We start from the raw sequence: 16,639 nt of genomic DNA, 5'->3' as shown, positions 1-16,639 counted from the left end.
GCGCAAGCGTCGCTCGCGTCGCTTCGGATAGTGCGGCGGAACACGCCCGGCGGCAACCGCCCCGACTAGCGTCCCCGCGGGCAACCCGACCGGGCCGTCGCACGCCGGCGATGCCGCGGTTGCCCGATTCGGACGCCACGGGCATGATGTCCGCGAACTGGCCGGTTGCATTGTCCGCTTGCGCATCTCGCCGGGTTCACCGCCTCCATGCGGCCCGTCACGCGAGCAATCCGCATGCCGGCCCTGCCGCTCACGCCACTTCGCCCATGTCATTACGCGCATTCAGAACGCTGGTCGCCATCGCCCGATACCGGACCTTCGCGCGCGCCGGCGAAGCCATCGGCCTCACGCAATCGGCGGTGAGCCTGCAGATCAAGACGCTCGAAAGCGAATACAACGTGCAGTTGTTCGACCGTTCGCGCCGGCAGCCGGTGCTCACCGAAGCCGGCAACATCCTGCTCGCGCAGGCCGAGCAGGTGCTCGCGATGGTCGACCGGATTCCCGATGCGCTCAGCGACGAGAAAAAGCTCGTCGGCCGCCTGCGGATCGGTGCGATCCAGACCGCGCTGTCCGGCCCGCTGCCTGACGCACTACTTGCTTTGCGTGCGGCGCATCCGTCGTTGCGCGTGCACGTGTCGGCCGGCATGTCGGCGGAACTCGCGAACCGCGTTGCGGCCGGCGAGCTCGACGCGGCGATCACGACGCGCCCGGTACGCCCGCATCCGGCCGAACTGACGTGGACCACGCTGTACGAGGACCGCTTCTGGCTGCTCGCGCCGCCCGACCATGCGGAACGCGACGCGGGCGCGCTGCTCGACGCGCTGCCGTTCATCCGCTTCGACGCGCAGGCGTGGGCCGGCCGGATGATTGCTGCCGAGCTGCGCCGCATTGGCGTGCGCGTACGCGAAGAGATGGTGCTGGACAGCGCGGAAACGATCGCGCGCATGGTGGCGCGCGGGCTCGGCGCGGCGATCGTCGCGCTCCCCGATGCGACGCTTGCACGCCTGCCGCCGGTCACGCGCTTGCCGTTCGGCCAGCCGCAGATGGGGCGCGCGGTCGTGCTGCTCGAACACCAGTCGCGCCCGGGCGAACGTTTCGCCCGCGCGCTGGCGGCCGAAGTCACTGCGTCATCAATGAGAATTTCTCATTGAACACCCGATAATTAACAATTATTCCTGTTGCTTGCGCGTGTTAACTTGGCGGCATCGTCACTCTTTCGATTGCGTGTCGCCATGTTGCCCGCCGGATGGATTCCCGCTTCGTTCCGCCGCCTTTCCCCGCCAATCGGTGTGAAGGTACGCCGGTGATCGGCCCGATCCTGCTCGCGCTCGCGCCGGTCGCGCTGCTGGTCGCGTTCGGTCACGGCCTGCGACGCACGGGCTTCATCGCCGACGCGTTCTGGCCGCACGCCGAGCGGCTCTGCTACTACATGCTGCTGCCCGCGCTGTTCGCGGACAGCCTCGCGAATGCGCGGCTGCAATCGCTGCCCGTTTTACCGCTCGCGGCGGCGCTGGTCGGTTCGACCGCACTCGCCGCGGCGCTTCTTCTGCTGGTCCGCCCGTTCGTCCGGGTCGACGGCGCCGGCTTCACGTCGGTGTTCCAGGGCGCCGTGCGCTTCAACAACTACGTCGGCACCGCGCTGGCCGCCGGGCTGCTCGGCGCGAAAGGGATCGCGCTCGCAGCCGTGTGCGTCGCGGCGATCGTCCCGACCGTCAACCTGATGTGCGTGCTGGTCTTCGCGCGCTACGGCGACACGCGGCTCGGTGCGGCGGCGCTCGCACGGCAGATCCTGTCGAATCCGCTCGTCGTCGCATGCGCGCTCGGGATCGCGATGCAGGCCGGTGGCGTCGCGTTCCCGGCTGCCGTCGAGCCGGCCGTGCGCGCGCTCGGCGCCGCATCGATGCCGCTCGGCCTGATGTGCGTCGGCGCGGCGCTGAAATTCGATGCGGCGCGTGCATGGCTGCAGCCGGTGTGCGTTGCGTCGGCGTTCAAGTTCATGGCGATGCCGCTCCTCACGCTCGCGGCCGGCCACCTGTTCGGGCTCGGCGATGCGGCGCTGACGGTCGCGCTGCTGTTCCAGGCGCTGCCGACGTCGTCGGCGTCGTACATCATGGCGCGCCAGCTCGGCGGCGATGCGCCGCTGATGGCCGGCATCACCGCATTCCAGACGATTGCCGCCGCTTTCGCGATGCCGGTCGTGCTGACCGCGCTCGCGTCGGCGCCGGCGTTTCGCTGACGGCGCCGCGAGCAGCCCCGTCTCCCTGAATCAGTCTGCCGGCCGGCCAACGCGCCGCTCGGTCACGTACGCATGGCCGCAGACGCTTTCGTTTCGAGAACCCACGCCCCATGCACGCTCCCGCCCCGCCCGCCCGCGTCGTCGCCACCCGGCCGCACGCGGCCATCTACGTCAAGCTCACGCTCGTCGCGCTGTTCTGGGGCGGGACGTTCATCGCGGGCCGGATCCTCGCCGCAACGATGTCCGCGACCTCGGCGGCGACCGGCCGCTTCGCGATCGCCGCGCTGCTGCTGGTCGTCCTGACGTGGAAAATCGAAGGCGGGCTGCCGAAACTGAGTGGCCGCCAGATCGTGACGACCTTCGGCCTCGGCGCGACCGGCATCTTCCTGTACAACGTCTGCTTCTTCGCAGCGCTCGCGCGGATGCCGGCCGGCCGCACCGCGCTGTTCGTCGCGCTGAATCCGGTCGCCACGGCCGTGCTGCTGTCGGTCGTCGCGCGCGAGCGCCTGTCGTTGTCGCGCTGGGCCGGCATCGTCGTCGCGCTGTTCGGTGCGCTCGTCGTGATCAGCCGCGGCGATCTGCTGCGCGTACTGACCGATCTCGGCAACACGTTCGGCGCCGGTGAACGTTTCATGCTGTGCGCGGTGCTGAGCTGGGCCGCCTATACGGTAATCGGCCGGCGCGCGCTCGACGGGCTGTCGCCGCTCGCGGCCACGACGTACGCGGCACTGTGGGGCCTCGCGCTGCTGATCGTCACGCACCTGTTCAGCCCGTCTGCGAACGGCGGCACGCCGCTGACGTGGCAGGCCATCGCGTCGATGCTCTACCTCGGCGCCATCGGCACGGTGGTCGCGTTCGTCTGGTATTCGCAGGGGATCCGCGAACTCGGGCCGGCCCGCGCCGCCGTGTTCACCAACCTGGTGCCCGTGTTCGGCGTGCTGCTGTCGGTCGCGCTGCTCGGCGAACCGCTGTCGCCGTCGATGCTGGCCGGCGGCGCGCTCGTGATCGCAGGCGTCGCGCTGACCAATCGCGCGAAACGCTGACGCACCGGCGCACATCCTGCGTACGGGGACGGACGCCGAATACCGGCTCGGCGGCGATCGCAACGCCGTTGTGTGACGCATACGCTTCGGCCGATACGCCCCCCGATCTTCTCGCAGCCCCGCCCAAAACCGCCTATCGTGAAGAAGGCGCCCCGTTTGCCGCCCTTCGGCCCCGCGTCGCTCGCACGGGCGGCAACGACATCGCGTTCCGGCACCATTCATCGCGATCCCTGCGCATGCTCGCCCGTGCACACGATCGCACCGCCCACCGGATAACCAGGAGGCACACATGAAAGCCGTGCTGCTCGTCAGCTCCGCTCTGCTCGCCATTGCATCCGCTTCGGCGATGGCCCAGGGTTCCATCACGAAGGAAGAAAACGGCGCGCTCGTCGCCGCAAACGGGATGACCGTCTACACGTTCGACCACGACAAGCCCAACGCCGGCACCAGCGCCTGCACGGGCCAGTGCGAATCCTTCTGGCCGCCGTACAAGGCCAGCGCGACCGACGTCCCGGTCGGCCCCTACACGATCGTCAAGCGCGACGACGGCAGCCCGCAATGGGCCTACAAGGGCAAGCCGCTGTACTTCTTCTCGAAGGACATGAAACAGGGCGACCGCAACGGCGACAACTTCAAGAACATGTGGCACGTTGCGGCACCGTAAGCGTCCTGCTGCCTTCCGCCCTGTCCGGGCAGACATGAAAAAGCCCGCCCCGATCGTCGATCGAAGCGGGCCTTTGCGGCTTGGCACGTCCGGCCGGCTGCACGCAGCCGGCTCGCGCGTCAGCGGCTCGACGGGAAGCTGAACACCGTGCCTTCGCGCACGCCGGCCGACGGCCAGCGCTGCGTGATCGTCTTGCGCTTCGTGTAGAAGCGCACGGCGTCCGGGCCGTATGCGTGCAGATCGCCGAACAGCGAACGCTTCCAGCCGCCGAACGAGTGGTACGCGACCGGCACCGGCAGCGGCACGTTGATGCCGACCATGCCGATCTGGATGTTGTCGCCGAAGTAGCGTGCGGCCTCGCCGTCGCGCGTGAACAGGCACGTGCCGTTGCCGTACTCGTGCGCATCGATCAGCGCCATCGCCTCGTCGAGCGACTTCAGGCGGATTACGCCGAGCACGGGCCCGAAGATCTCGTGCTGGTAGATCGGCATGCCGGGCTTCACGTTGTCGAACAGGCACGGGCCGAGGTAGTAGCCGCCGTCGTGGCCGTCGACCTTCACGCTGCGGCCGTCGACGACCAGCGTCGCACCGGCTTCCACGCCCGCTTCGACGAAACCCGTCACCTTCTCGAAATGCTGCTGCGTGACGAGCGGGCCCATGTCGACGCCCGCGCCGTTGCCCGGGCCGACCTTCATCTTCTCGATCTCGGCCTTCAGCCCCGCGACGACCTTGTCGCCCGTCTCGTCGCCGATCGCGACGACCAGCGGAATCGCCATGCAGCGCTCGCCGCACGAACCGTACGCGGCGCCCATCAGCGCGTTCACCGCATTGCCGATGTCGGCGTCCGGCATCACGACCGCGAAGTTCTTCGCGCCGCCGAGCGCCTGCACGCGCTTGCCGTGCGCGCAGCCGGTCGAGTAGATGTATTCGGCGATCGGCGTCGAGCCGACGAAGCTCACCGCCTTCACGCGCGGGTCGGTCAGGATCGTGTCGACCGCTTCCTTGTCGCCGTTCACGACGTTCAGCACGCCCGGCGGCAGGCCGGCTTCGAGCGCGAGCTCGGCCATGCGCAGCGTCGACGACGGCGTGCGCTCGGACGGCTTCAGCACGAACGTGTTGCCGCAGGCGACGGCCATCGGCCACATCCACAGCGGCACCATCACCGGGAAGTTGAACGGCGTGATGCCGGAGACGACACCGAGTGCCTGGAATTCGCTCCACGAATCGATCGCGGGGCCGACGTTCTTGCTGTGCTCGCCCTTCAGCAGCTCGGGCACGTAGGTCGCGTATTCGACGTTCTCGATCCCGCGCTGCAGTTCGCCCATTGCATCGGCGAGCACCTTGCCGTGCTCGGCGGTGATCAGCGCGCACAGCTCGTCGGCGTGCTCCTCGAGCAGCGTCTTGAAGCGGCTCATCACGCGGGCGCGCTTCAGCGGCGGCGTGTTGCGCCACGCCGGGAACGCGGCCTGCGCGGACGCGATCGCGGCTTCGACGGTCAGCTGGTCGGCAAGCGCGACGCTTTTGTTGGATTCGCCGGTGGCCGGGTCGAACACCGGCTGGACGCGGCTGCCGCCGTCGACGCGCTTGCCGTCGATCAGGTGGCCGATGGTGGAGGTCACATTGCTGTCGTGTTTCATCGTTGAGGCTCTTTCGTGAATTCGGTTATCGCGGGGCGCGCTGCGGCTCAGTCCACTTCGTTCAGTGCGTCGGACAGCGCGTTGACCAGGTTGTCGATCTCGCGCTTCTCGGCGATGAACGGCGGCGCGAGCTGGATCGTGTCGCCGCCGTAGCGCACGTAGAAACCCTTCGCCCAGCAGCGCATCGCGATCTCGTACGGGCGCCGCGCCGGTTCGCCCGGCAGCGCCGCGATCGTCAGGCCGGCAGCCAGCCCGTAGTTGCGGATGTCCGCGATGTGGCGCTGGCCCTTCAGACCGTGCACGGCCGCCTCGAAATGCGGCGCGAGATCGCGCACGCGGGCCACCGCGTCTTCCTTCACCAGCAGGTCGAGCGCCGCGACGCCGGCCGCGCACGCCACCGGGTGCGCCGAATACGTGTAGCCGTGCGGGAACTCGAGCATGTACTCGGGGCCGCCTGCGGCCATGAACGTGTCGTAGATCTCCTTCGTCGCGATCACGCCGCCGAGCGGCTGCACGCCGTTCGTCACCTGCTTCGCGAAGTTCATGATGTCCGGCACCACGCCGAACGCGTCGGCGCCCGTCATCGCGCCGGCGCGGCCGAAGGCCGTGATGACCTCGTCGAAAATCAGCAGGATGTCGTGCGCGGTACAGATGTCGCGCAGGCGCTTCAGGTAGCCCTTCGGCGGCACGACCACGCCCGCCGAGCCGGAGAACGGCTCGACGATCACGGCCGCGATGTTCGATGCGTCATGCAGCGCGATCAGCTCGAGCAGGCGGTCGGCCAGCTCGGCGCCGTGCTCGGGCATCCCGCGCGAGAACTTGTTCTCGGCGAGCTGCGTGTGCGGCAGGAAATCGGCGTCGAGGCCCTGGCCGAACAGCTTGCGATTCGGCCCGATCCCGCCAACCGAGATGCCGCCGAAGTTCACGCCGTGGTAGCCCTTCTCGCGGCCGATCAGGCGCGTCTTCGTGCCCTTGCCCTTCGCACGCCAGTACGCGCGGGCCAGCTTCAGCGACGTGTCGGCCGCTTCCGAACCCGAGCCCGTGAAGAACACGTAGTCGAGGCCGGCCGGCGTCAGCTCCTTGATCTTGTTCGCCAGTTCGAACGATTTCGGATGGCCGAACTGGAATGCCGGTGCGTAGTCGAGCTGAGCAACCTGGCGGCTCACGGCTTCGACGATTTCCGTGCGGCCATGACCGAGGCCCGTGCACCAGAGGCCCGACAGGCCGTCGAAAATCTTGCGGCCTTCGCCATCCGTGTAATACGCGCCCTGGCCCGACACGATCATGCGCGGATCGGCCTTGAACTGGCGGTTGGCCGTGAACGGCATCCAGTGCGCGTCGAGCCACGCGGCGTCGGTGCGGAGGTTCGTGTCGTCGTGCTGGGCGGTGGTGATGTCGGTCATGTCGGTCGGCGCGGCGCGCCCCTCCTCCTTGTGTTGATGTTGCACATTGTCGGGACGCCAATTAGTCTTTTGAATATCGCAATATCAATGTTCACTTGCTCAACTATGCAAGCAAAGAAACCGAAGAGCCGCGCGCTGCTCGGGCAGCTCAGCGACATGGATCTCCGCCTGCTGCGGGTCTTCAAGGGCGTCGTGCAGTGCGGCGGGATGGCCGCGGCCGAACTGGAACTGAATATCGGCATCTCGACGATCAGCCGGCACGTGAAGGATCTCGAAACGCGCCTCGGCCTCGTGCTGTGCCGGCGCGGCCGCGCCGGCTTCACGCTGACGCCGGAAGGCCAGACGGTGTACGAGGAAACGTTGCGACTACTCGCGTCGATGGAGGCATTTCGCAGCAGGATCGACGGCATTCACGACAAGATGGGCGGAGAACTCCACATCGCCGTGTTCGACAAGACGGCCACCAACGCGAACGCGCGGCTGGGCGACGCGATCCGCCAGTTCGCCGACGAAGCGCCCGACGTTGCACTGAACCTGCATGTCGCGTCGATCAACGAGGTCGAGCGCGGCATCATCGACGGCAGTTACCAGGTCGGGATCATTCCCGCGCACCGCAACTCGGGCAGCCTCGAGTATGCGGACCTGTTCGACGAACGGATGCTGCTCTACTGCGGCCGCCAGCATCCGCTCTTCGATGCGCCGCACGGCAAGCTCACGTGGACGACGATCCGCAACCACGCGTTCGCCGGGCTCGGCTTCCATTCGCCGAACATGGAGTTGAGCCATCGCGCGAAGCTCACGCGCAGCGCGACCGCGTCGGACCAGGAATCGATCGCGACGCTGATCCTGTCGGGCCGCTATCTCGGCTTCCTGCCCGACCATTACGCGGAAAGTTTCGAAAACAAGGGGCTGATGCAGCCGATCGCGCCGCAGCGGTTCAATTACCGGTGCCGGTTCGTGAGCCTGCTGCGGCGCTCGCCGCGGCCGTCGCGGGCCGCGCTGCTGTTCCAGTCGTGTCTCGAAGCCGCGCATGCGGCGGCGCGGCCGGCGGCGTAGACGATTCACGCGACGAATCGGGCTCCCGGCCCTTCGCTGTACGCCATCGCGCGACCGGTCGTCAACGGACTGCGCAGCGCGGCGGCGGCCCCTCGCGGTGCCGTGCCCGGACACCCTGACACCCGGTCACACGCCGTCGAACCGGTCGAGCGCGCCGTCGGCCCGTGCTTGCGCACGGGTGCGCTTCACGAAATGTGTCGCGACGAGCGCCGCGGCGAAACCGGACGCGGCACCGACGCCGAGCGCCCAGCGCGGGCCGAGATGGTTTGCGACCCAGCCCGCGACCGGTGCGCCGATCGGCGTGCCGCCGAGCGCGACCGCGAGGCGCAGCGCCATCACGCGGCCGCGCATCTCCGGTTCGGTGGACAGCTGCATCAGGCTGTTGGTCGAGTTCATGAAGGTGATCGCGGCGATCCCGGTCAGCACGAGCGCGGCCCCGAACAGCCAGTAGCCCGGCGCCAGCGCGGCGAGCGTGCAGCCGAGCCCGAACAGCGCCGCGCCGAACCACAGATGGCGGAAGCGCGGCTGCTCGCGGCGTGCGGCGAGCAGCGCGCCCGACACCGTGCCGACCGCCATCAGCGACGACAGCACGCCGAAACCGCGCGCATCGACGTGAAACACGCTGGCCGCCATCGTCGAGATGAACAGCTGGAAATTGAGCCCGAACGTGCCGATCAGGAACAGCATCACGAGGATCGCCTTCAGGTCGTCGCGCCGCCACACGTAGCGGAACCCGTCGAGCAGGCCGCCGCGCGAGCGGCCCGCGCGCAGGTTCGCGCGCAGTTCGTCCTCGCGGAGCAGCAGCAGCGACGCCAGCACCGCGAAGAAGCTGAGCCCGTTGGCGACAAACGCCCAGCCGGTGCCGACCGACGCGATCATGAACCCGGCTGCCGCCGGGCCGATCATCCGCGCAGCGTTGAACGACGTCGAATTGAGCGCGACCGCGTTCGCGAGTTCGCGGTCGCCGACCAGTTCCGCGACGAAGGTCTGCCGCACCGGCGCATCGAACGCCGACGCGCAGCCGAACAGGAACGCGAACACGTACACGTGTTCGAGCTGTGCGACGCCCGCGACGGTCAGCGCGCCGAGTAACAGCGCCAGCACGCCCATCAGCCCCTGCGTCACCATCAACAGCTTGCGCTGGTCGAAGCGGTCGGCCGCGTAGCCGGTCCACGGCAACAGCAGCAACTGCGGCCCGAACTGCAGCGCCATCACCGTGCCGACGGCCGATGCGTCGTGATGCGTGAGCTGCGTGAGAACGAGCCAGTCCTGCGCGGTGCGCTGAACCCAGGTGCCGATGTTCGACACCAGCGAACCGATCGCCCACACGCGATAGTTGAAACTGCGAAGTGAGCGGAACACGCCCGCCGCCGGCACGCTCATGGCCGCTCCCGTTCCCGCTCCGGATCGTTGCCGCCGTGCAGCGCGCCGAAGTGCCGCGCGAGATACAGGCCGAGCACCAGCCCGCCAAGGCCGAGCGGGGCCACGTCGGCAGTGGTTTTCAGGTCGAATGCGCCGACCCGGCAGACCAGCACGTAGCCGATCGCGAGATTCACGAAACCCCACACGACATTCACGACCGACGACGACAGCCCGCGCCCGGGCGGATTCGCGAACGGCGTCTGGAACGGCTCGCCGCGCAGCCCGCTGACGAGATGCGGCACGACGTTCGCGAGGAATGCGCCGCCGAAGAAGTACGACACGAGGTGCAGGAGGTTCATGTTCGGGATGCCCTTTCGTCGAGCGGATCGATACGGTTCACGAGCGCGCCGGGTCCTGGAATTCGGCGAGCCGCTGCAGCAGCTTCACGGCCGATGCCAGCTCGGCCTGCTCCGCCGCCGACAGTTGTGCGTGCAGCGCGCGGAACAGCCAGTCGTCCTTGGCCGCGCGATTGGCCTGCAGCACCTTGCGGAAGCCGGGCGTGAGCGCGATCAGCGTCTGCCGGCCGTCGGTCGGATCGGGCGCGCCGCTGACGGCGCCGAGCGCCTCGAGTGTCGCGACCGTCACGCGCATCGACTGCGGGCGGACGCTTTCGGCGCGTGCGAGCGCCGACACGGTTGCCGGACCGTCGCGGTCGAGCCGCAACAGCACCGATTTCTGCGAAGACGTGATGTCGTCCGGGTGGGTCTGCTCCCGCATGCGTCGCATCAGCTTGCCGACCGAGATGCGGAGTTCGCCGGCGAGACCGGCCAAGGGGAGCGTTTCGGCGGGGGGCGATCGCGTGTTCATGGCGCCACGATAGCATATCGACAGTTTAACTGTACAGTTTGACTGCACATTTCAGACTGTAAGGATCATGCTGCCGGCGGTGCCCGCGCCGATGCGAACCGGCGCGCTCGGCCGCGCGATCCGGCTCTGCGATAATGCGGGCTCCCCATTTCCGCTCCGCCTTCCGCCATGACGCAGCCGTCCGCCCCGCTCTCCACCGACCTGCCGCCGATCTCGTGCCTACCCGGCGATGCGCTGCCGTGGCTGCCGATGAGCGCCGATCTGCCGGGGCTCGCGATCAAGTACCTGCACATCAATGCGGCCGAGGACACGCTCACCGCGCTGCTGAAGATGCCGGCGGGCGGCACGCTGCCGCGCCACCGTCACGACGGCGAGGTGTTCGTCCATACGCTGCAGGGGGCGTGGCGCTACCGGGAATACGACTGGATCGCGCATGCCGGCTCGACGGTGCTCGAACCGGCCGGCTCGGTGCATACGCCGGAAACGCTCGGCGCGCCGGGCGAGGACGTGATCACGCTGAACGTGATGCGCGGCGATCTCGTGCTGCTCGACGATGAGGGTCGCGAAACGGCGCGCGAGAACTGCCGCGTCGCGCTGCTGCGCCAGCGCAAGCATGCGCGGACGGCGCCGGATGCCGCCGCGCCGTTCGTCACGCGGTAACGCAGGCGTCTGCGTCGCGTCACGACCCGCGTGGCGCCGGCGCTTCCCGTGGTGCGGATGACGGCCGATGCGCTGCGCCGGCCGTCCCGCGCATCACCGAAAGCGCCGAAAAAAACGCCGAATGTCGCTGGCCAGCAAGTCCGGCTCTTCCACTGCCGCGAAATGGCCGCCGGCCGGCATGTCGCTCCATTGCGCGACGTCGAACACGCGTTCGAGCCAGCTGCGCGGCGGTCGGCTGATTTCCTTCGGAAAGCGCGCGAACGCGACGGGTACCGCCATGCGTTGCCCGGCCGCGAAGCGTATCGGCTGCAGCCGGTTCTCCCAATACATCTGCATTGACGAACCGATGCAGCCGGTGAACCAGTAGAGCGAGATTCCGGTCAGCAGCGTGTCGAACGAAAACCGCCGTGCAACATCGCCGTCGCAATCGCTCCACGCGCGGAATTTCTCGGCGATCCATGCGGCCAGCCCGGCCGGCGAATCGTTGAGCGCGACGGCCAGCGTCTGCGGCTTCGTCGTGTGCACATGTGCGTATCCGCCTTCCAGCGCGGCCCACTCGCCGCGCTGCGTCACGAAGGCCCGTTCGTCCTCGGTCAGCGGCAAGGCCGCGTCGGCGGGCGGCTCGAAACTACCGGGCAGGTAATTCAGGTGGATGCCGTCCACCCTGTCGGCATGTCGCACCCCGAGCGCGATCGACACGCCTGCGCCGAGATCGCCGCCTTGCGCGCCGAAGCGTCGATAGCCGAGGCCGGACATCAACGCCGCCCAGCAGTCGGCAACCTGAAGCGCCGACATGCCCGGGGCTGCCGGCGCGGGCGAAAACAGGAAGCCGGGCAATGACGGCACGACGACGTCGAACGCGTCGCCAGGATCGCCGCCGAATGCCGCGGGATCGCACAGGCGATCGATCAGCGCGTCGAATTCGAACACGGAGCCCGGCCAGCCGTGCGTGATGACAAGCGGATAAGGGTTCGGTCCCGCCCCGCGCCGATGGATGAAATGCACGCGCTGCCCGCCTGCATCCGCGACGAACTGCGGCAGCCGGTTCAGCGCACGCTCCACCGCACGCCAGTCGAATCGCTCGGCCCAGTACGCAACCAGTTCGCGCAGCCACGCGCCGTCCACCCCCTGCTGCCACGGCTCAGCGGGTGTCAGCGTCGGCGGGCGACGGTCGCGCAAGCGCCGGCGCAGGTCGTCTAGCGCGTGATCGGGTATCGCAATGTCGAACGGCGTGGCGTGCATGGTGTCTCCTCGGGAAGCATGCCGGGGATTCTGCTCGATTTTTCCGCCCCGCGCTGGCGTCCCGCACCGGCGGGCGTCAGCCCGTTTCCCGCTCGTCCACCCGCGCGTCGCGCCGCATCGCCTGCGGCGGCACGCCGAATCCGCGCACGAACACCTCGCGCATGTGCCGGCGATCGCGAAAACCGTTCTCCTTCGCGATCACGTCGAGCGGATGGCGGCTCTGTTCGATCATCAACCGCGCCGATTCGAGCCGCAGCCGTTCGATCGCCTTCGCGGGCGACTGTCCCGTTTCCAACGTGAACACCCGGCTGAACTGGCGCGGACTCAGATGGACGGCCTCGGCCAGATCCTCGACGGTCAGCGCGCGACCGAGGTTCTGCCGCGCGTAGTTCAGCGCGTTCTGGATCCGGTCGGATTTCGGCGCGAGATCGAGCATTTCGGAATGCTGCGACTGGCCGCCGGCGCGGCGCTGGTGCATCACGAGCTTGTGCGCGACCGAGCGCGCGGCATCGGCGCCGAGATCCTTTTCCACCATGGCGAGCGCGAGGTCGAGGCCGGCCGTCATTCCGGCCGAGGTCCAGATCGGGCCGTCGACGATGTAGATCCGGTCCTCCTCGACGCGAATCTCCGGGTAATGCCGCTGCATGTCGCGGCCATACGCCCAGTGCGTGGTCGCGCGGCGCTGCGCGAGCAGCCCGGCCTCGGCCAGCACGAACGCGCCCGTGCAGATCCCGGCGATCCGCCGCGCGCGCGCATTCGCACGGCGCAGGTACGCGACGACGCCGGGCGGCGCCGGCGCGGCGAACGGATCGTTGACGCCCGCGACAATCCACGTATCGACGTCGATCCGCCCGCGCAGCGCACGCGTGGCAACCGACAGCCCGAGCGACGAGCGCACGTCGCCGCCTTCGACCGAATAATTGTCGATCGCGTAGAACGGCTCGTTCATGCCCATGTTCGCGTACTCGAACACCGATTGCGCGGCGAGCGCCATGATCTGGAAACCGTCGCTGATCAGAAAGCCGATTCGGTGCATGTGCATTCTCCGGTTCCGGGTCGGTCGGCCCGATGTCCTGAATCATACCCATCTACGTCATTTGTGTCGCAGCGGTTCGAGACCAGAATGCCTTCACGCCATCCGGCCATTCCCACCGAAACGGAGCACATCATGACGCAAGCACATCGCGGTACCGCCCTCATTACCGGCGCATCGTCGGGCATCGGCGCCGTCTACGCGGACCGCCTCGCGCGCCGCGGCTACGACCTGATCCTGGTCGCGCGCAACCGCGACCGGCTGAGCGCGCTCGCCGAGCGCATCACGAACGACACGCAGCGCAGTGTCGAGATCGTCGACGCGGACCTCAATGACCGTGCGGCGCTCGCCGCCGTCGAAGCGAAGCTGAAGCAGGACGCGAGCATCACGCTGCTCGTGAACAACGCGGGCATCGGCACGCATGCGCCGCTGCTCGACAGCGACGTCGACGCGATGACGCGGATGATCGACCTGAACGTGACCGCACTCACGCGCCTGACCTACGCGGCCGTACCCGGCTTCGTCGCCCGCGGCCGCGGCGCCGTGATCAACATTTCGTCGATCGTCGCGATCTCGCCGGAAACGCTGAACGGCGTGTACGGCGGCAGCAAGGCGTTCGTGCTCGCGTTCAGCCAGTCGCTGCATCACGAACTCGCCGGCAAGGGCGTGCAGGTGCAAGCGGTGCTGCCCGGCGCGACAGCCACCGATTTCTGGCAGACGGGCGGCCTGCCGCTCGAACACCTGCCGAAGGAAATCGTGATGACCGCGCAGGACATGGTCGATGCCGCGCTGGTCGGCTTCGATCGCGGCGAACTCGTCACGATCCCGCCGTTGCATGCGGGCCACGAATGGGATGCCTACGAGGCCGCACGCCGCACGATGGTGCCGCACCTGTCGGCCGATACGCCCGCGCCGCGCTACGCGACGACGCATTGACGCCGCCCCCCCGATCCGATCAGACACTGGGAGCACGCGTCATGACCACGGCACTGGAAGAAAAGAATACGGCCCTCGTTCTCGAAGCGCTGGATACGCTGTTCAACCGGAAGGACTACGATCGCGGCGCGCAATTCTGGGCCGACGATTACATCCAGCACAGCCGGCACGTGCCGGCCGGGCGCGACGGCTTGTTCGGCCTGGTCGCGTCGATGCCCGGCCTGCGTTTCGAATACGACCGCGTGGCCGCCAACGGCGACTTCGTCTGGGTGCATAGCCGCTACACGCATGCGGCCAGCGCGGTTGCGCTGATCGCGGTGGACATCCTGCGGGTCGAGAACGGCAGGCTCGTCGAGCACTGGGACGTACTGCAGGACGAAGCGGCGCGCGACGAATCGGCCGGCGGATATCCGATGTTCGGCGACACGTTTCCGGCCCGGCGCTGACAGCGCCGGTCGCGCGCAAACGATGCGGGCGGCGAGCTGCCGCCCGCATCCCTCAGATTCGCTCCCGACCGGCGCCAATGCGCGATGCCGCAAGCCGATTCCGCTTCGCTTGCCACGCATTCCGCACAACAGTAAGCTCTGCGATTGCAGTCCCCAGGCAGTCACATTCGATCGGCACTCGTCCGATCACGAGCGCAATCGTTCATTGCGGAATTCGACCATGCGGCTCCGTATGTTCATCACCGGGGCCGGCGACGCGCCGGCCGCCGCGCGCGACGCCGACAGCCAGCCGGCCCTTCCGCCGTTGCCCGAACTGGAAACCGTCTGCCGCGTCGCGCGTGCGCACTTCGGCGCGTCCGGCGCGTTCGTCGCGCATGCCGAAGCCGGCATGCCACGCGTGCTGGCGGCCGATGGAACGTTGCCCGCCCCGCTTCCTGCCGATCTTTTTCCACCGCACATCGAACCGCATTCGTCTACGGAAAGACGGCACGCCGTACACATTCCGCAACGGGACGACGGGATGCCTTGCGCACCGCGGATCGTCGCGGCCTGCGAACTGGCCGCCCCCGACGGCCTGTCGCCGGGCACGCTGCTGCTGGGCATCGTCAACGACACCCGCCTGACGCTCGACGCCGCGCAATCCGCGCTGCTGCGCGACCTCGCCGGGCTCGCCGGACATGCGCTCGCCCGCGCGTTCGCGGAAACCGCGATGCGCGAACGGCTCGCCGTCGTCGAGGAGCACAGCACGCTGACGACGCTCGCACTGACCGAAAGCGGCACCGGCGTGTGGGACCGCAACGTCGCAACCGGCGAGATTCATTACTCGCCGGCGTGGAAGGCGATGCTCGGCTATGCGCCGCACGAACTGAGCAACCGGATCGAGGAGGCGTACGAACGGCTGCATCCGGACGACGTCGACGACGTGAAAGCCACGATGCTCGCGCACTTCGAGAGCCGGACCGACAGCTACGAGGTCGAGCACCGCATCCGCTGCAAGGACGGCAGCTACAAATGGATCCGCAGCCGCGGCAAGGTAATCGCCCGTGACGGCAACGGCCGGGCCTTGCGCATGGTCGGCACGACCACCGACGTCACCGCGCTGCGCGAGCTCGCCGAGCGACTGCGCGATTCGGCCGCGCTCGTCACCGACCTCACCAACCAGGTTCCCGGGCTCGTGTTCCAGTTGCGGCAGACGGCTGGCGGACGCCGCTTCTTTTCCTACGCCAGCGCGGGAGCGGGCGACATCTACGAACTGACGCCCGGGCAGCTCGCCCGCAACGCGGAAGCGGTCGAGACGCGCATTCATCCGGCCGACCTGGTCGCCTATCGGCAGTCGCTGCACGAATCGTCGGTGCAACTGACGCCGTGGCGGCTCGAATATCGCGTGCTGCTGCCTGGCCAGGGCTTGCGCTGGCGCGAAGGCGATGCGCGCCCGCAGCGCATGGCGGACGGCGGCACCGTGTGGCACGGCTTCATCACCGATGCAACCGAGCGCAAGCACATCGAAGCCGAGCTACACCGGATGGCGACGACCGACCACCTGACGCAGTTGTCGAACCGCCATGCGTTCATGCGGCAAAGCGAAGCCGCGCTGTACGACATGCGCGCGACCGGCCTGCCTGCCGCCGTGCTGATGCTCGACCTCGATCACTTCAAGGCGCTGAACGACCGCTGGGGCCATCCGCTCGGCGACCGCGCACTCCGGCACTTTGCGCGGCTGCTGCTCGCGGAAACGGCGCCGGGCTGCGTCGTCGGCCGGGTCGGCGGCGAGGAGTTCGCGATCGTGCTGCCGCGGTCCGATCTCGAGATGGCGCTCGCCTTTGCGCGGCGCGTGCAGCAGCGTGCGATGCAGGCGCGGCTCATGCACGAGGATCAGCAGGTCGAGCTGACCGTGAGTATCGGCATCGATGCGATGCGCGCGTCGGACTTCGGCGCGTACCAGTCGCTGTCGCGCGCCGACAAGGCGCTCTATCTCGCGAAGGAGCGCGGCCGCAACCGGATCGAGGTCTATCGCGGGTAGCCGTGTCGCGCGCCTTCGCCGCGAACGGGACGAC

The 16,639-nt window shown here is 68.4% G+C and carries 16 protein-coding genes; 9 read left to right on the top strand and 7 right to left on the bottom strand.

Features of this window, described 5'->3' with window-relative positions:
• Positions 1 to 266: 266 nt before the first annotated feature.
• The 4 genes from OHZ10_RS26085 to OHZ10_RS26070 all read left to right on the top strand — a co-directional run bounded on the left by OHZ10_RS26085 (position 267) and on the right by OHZ10_RS26070 (position 3,943).
• Positions 267 to 1,151, top strand: coding sequence for a LysR substrate-binding domain-containing protein (locus OHZ10_RS26085; RefSeq protein ID WP_059240654.1), 885 nt, complete (start codon positions 267 to 269; stop codon positions 1,149 to 1,151).
• 152 nt (positions 1,152 to 1,303) lie between these two features.
• Positions 1,304 to 2,236 (top strand): AEC family transporter, encoded by a 933-nt coding sequence (locus OHZ10_RS26080; RefSeq protein ID WP_196486624.1) that lies wholly within the window; start codon positions 1,304 to 1,306, stop codon positions 2,234 to 2,236.
• A gap of 110 nt (positions 2,237 to 2,346) precedes the next feature.
• On the top strand, positions 2,347 to 3,279 hold the full coding sequence (locus tag OHZ10_RS26075) for a DMT family transporter (protein ID WP_059240656.1): 933 nt from the start codon (positions 2,347 to 2,349) through the stop codon (positions 3,277 to 3,279).
• A gap of 289 nt (positions 3,280 to 3,568) precedes the next feature.
• On the top strand, positions 3,569 to 3,943 hold the full coding sequence (locus tag OHZ10_RS26070) for a COG4315 family predicted lipoprotein (RefSeq protein WP_059240657.1): 375 nt from the start codon (positions 3,569 to 3,571) through the stop codon (positions 3,941 to 3,943).
• A gap of 119 nt (positions 3,944 to 4,062) precedes the next feature.
• Here OHZ10_RS26070 and OHZ10_RS26065 read toward each other — a convergent pair whose 3' ends face one another.
• Complete coding sequence (locus OHZ10_RS26065) at positions 4,063 to 5,580, bottom strand: CoA-acylating methylmalonate-semialdehyde dehydrogenase (protein WP_059240658.1); 1,518 nt, start codon at positions 5,578 to 5,580, stop codon at positions 4,063 to 4,065.
• 47 nt (positions 5,581 to 5,627) lie between these two features.
• Positions 5,628 to 6,983, bottom strand: a complete 1,356-nt coding sequence (locus tag OHZ10_RS26060; protein ID WP_059240999.1) for an aspartate aminotransferase family protein — start codon at positions 6,981 to 6,983, stop codon at positions 5,628 to 5,630.
• A gap of 105 nt (positions 6,984 to 7,088) precedes the next feature.
• Between OHZ10_RS26060 and OHZ10_RS26055 the strand changes: the two genes are divergently transcribed.
• Positions 7,089 to 8,039: a LysR family transcriptional regulator gene (locus OHZ10_RS26055; RefSeq protein ID WP_256086430.1), complete on the top strand. Its 951-nt coding sequence runs from the start codon at positions 7,089 to 7,091 to the stop codon at positions 8,037 to 8,039.
• 126 nt (positions 8,040 to 8,165) lie between these two features.
• Here the strand turns inward: OHZ10_RS26055 and OHZ10_RS26050 are convergent, their stop codons facing one another.
• The 3 genes from OHZ10_RS26050 to OHZ10_RS26040 are packed head-to-tail and all read right to left on the bottom strand — an operon-like array spanning position 8,166 to position 10,268.
• Positions 8,166 to 9,422 (bottom strand): MFS transporter, encoded by a 1,257-nt coding sequence (locus OHZ10_RS26050; protein WP_340625003.1) that lies wholly within the window; start codon positions 9,420 to 9,422, stop codon positions 8,166 to 8,168.
• Entirely contained in the window at positions 9,419 to 9,760 is a 342-nt protein-coding gene (locus tag OHZ10_RS26045) for a hypothetical protein (protein ID WP_174992236.1), read from the bottom strand. The genes OHZ10_RS26050 and OHZ10_RS26045 overlap by 4 nt, the downstream gene beginning before the upstream one ends.
• A 37-nt stretch (positions 9,761 to 9,797) precedes the next feature.
• A complete protein-coding gene (locus tag OHZ10_RS26040) occupies positions 9,798 to 10,268 on the bottom strand; it encodes a MarR family winged helix-turn-helix transcriptional regulator (protein WP_059240662.1) in 471 nt (156 codons plus the stop codon).
• A 168-nt stretch (positions 10,269 to 10,436) separates the two neighbouring features.
• Between OHZ10_RS26040 and OHZ10_RS26035 the strand changes: the two genes are divergently transcribed.
• Positions 10,437 to 10,928: a 2,4'-dihydroxyacetophenone dioxygenase family protein gene (locus OHZ10_RS26035; protein ID WP_059240663.1), complete on the top strand. Its 492-nt coding sequence runs from the start codon at positions 10,437 to 10,439 to the stop codon at positions 10,926 to 10,928.
• Positions 10,929 to 11,021: 93 nt separating this feature from the next.
• On the opposite strand, the gene OHZ10_RS26030 is transcribed toward OHZ10_RS26035, so the two are convergent.
• Both OHZ10_RS26030 and OHZ10_RS26025 read right to left on the bottom strand, forming a co-directional pair.
• Positions 11,022 to 12,170, bottom strand: coding sequence for an epoxide hydrolase family protein (locus OHZ10_RS26030; protein ID WP_059240664.1), 1,149 nt, complete (start codon positions 12,168 to 12,170; stop codon positions 11,022 to 11,024).
• A gap of 76 nt (positions 12,171 to 12,246) precedes the next feature.
• Positions 12,247 to 13,206, bottom strand: coding sequence for a GlxA family transcriptional regulator (locus OHZ10_RS26025; protein ID WP_342704764.1), 960 nt, complete (start codon positions 13,204 to 13,206; stop codon positions 12,247 to 12,249).
• 132 nt (positions 13,207 to 13,338) lie between these two features.
• Here OHZ10_RS26025 and OHZ10_RS26020 point away from each other — a divergent pair, with 132 nt between their 5' ends.
• The 3 genes from OHZ10_RS26020 (at position 13,339) to OHZ10_RS26005 (ending at position 16,605) form a co-directional block, all read left to right on the top strand.
• The gene (locus tag OHZ10_RS26020) at positions 13,339 to 14,139 is read left to right on the top strand and encodes an SDR family NAD(P)-dependent oxidoreductase (RefSeq protein ID WP_059240665.1); all 801 of its coding nucleotides are present in this window, start codon (positions 13,339 to 13,341) and stop codon (positions 14,137 to 14,139) included.
• Positions 14,140 to 14,180: 41 nt separating this feature from the next.
• Positions 14,181 to 14,585 (top strand): nuclear transport factor 2 family protein, encoded by a 405-nt coding sequence (locus OHZ10_RS26015; protein ID WP_340625006.1) that lies wholly within the window; start codon positions 14,181 to 14,183, stop codon positions 14,583 to 14,585.
• A gap of 220 nt (positions 14,586 to 14,805) precedes the next feature.
• Entirely contained in the window at positions 14,806 to 16,605 is a 1,800-nt protein-coding gene (locus OHZ10_RS26005) for a sensor domain-containing diguanylate cyclase (RefSeq protein WP_425394784.1), read from the top strand.
• Positions 16,606 to 16,639 lie beyond the last annotated feature (34 nt).

Source organism: Burkholderia arboris (assembly GCF_038723655.1).
Lineage (GTDB): Bacteria > Pseudomonadota > Gammaproteobacteria > Burkholderiales > Burkholderiaceae > Burkholderia > Burkholderia arboris.
The sequence above is the reverse complement of the archived record's forward strand: the minus strand, read 5'-3'. Positions and strand labels throughout refer to the sequence as shown.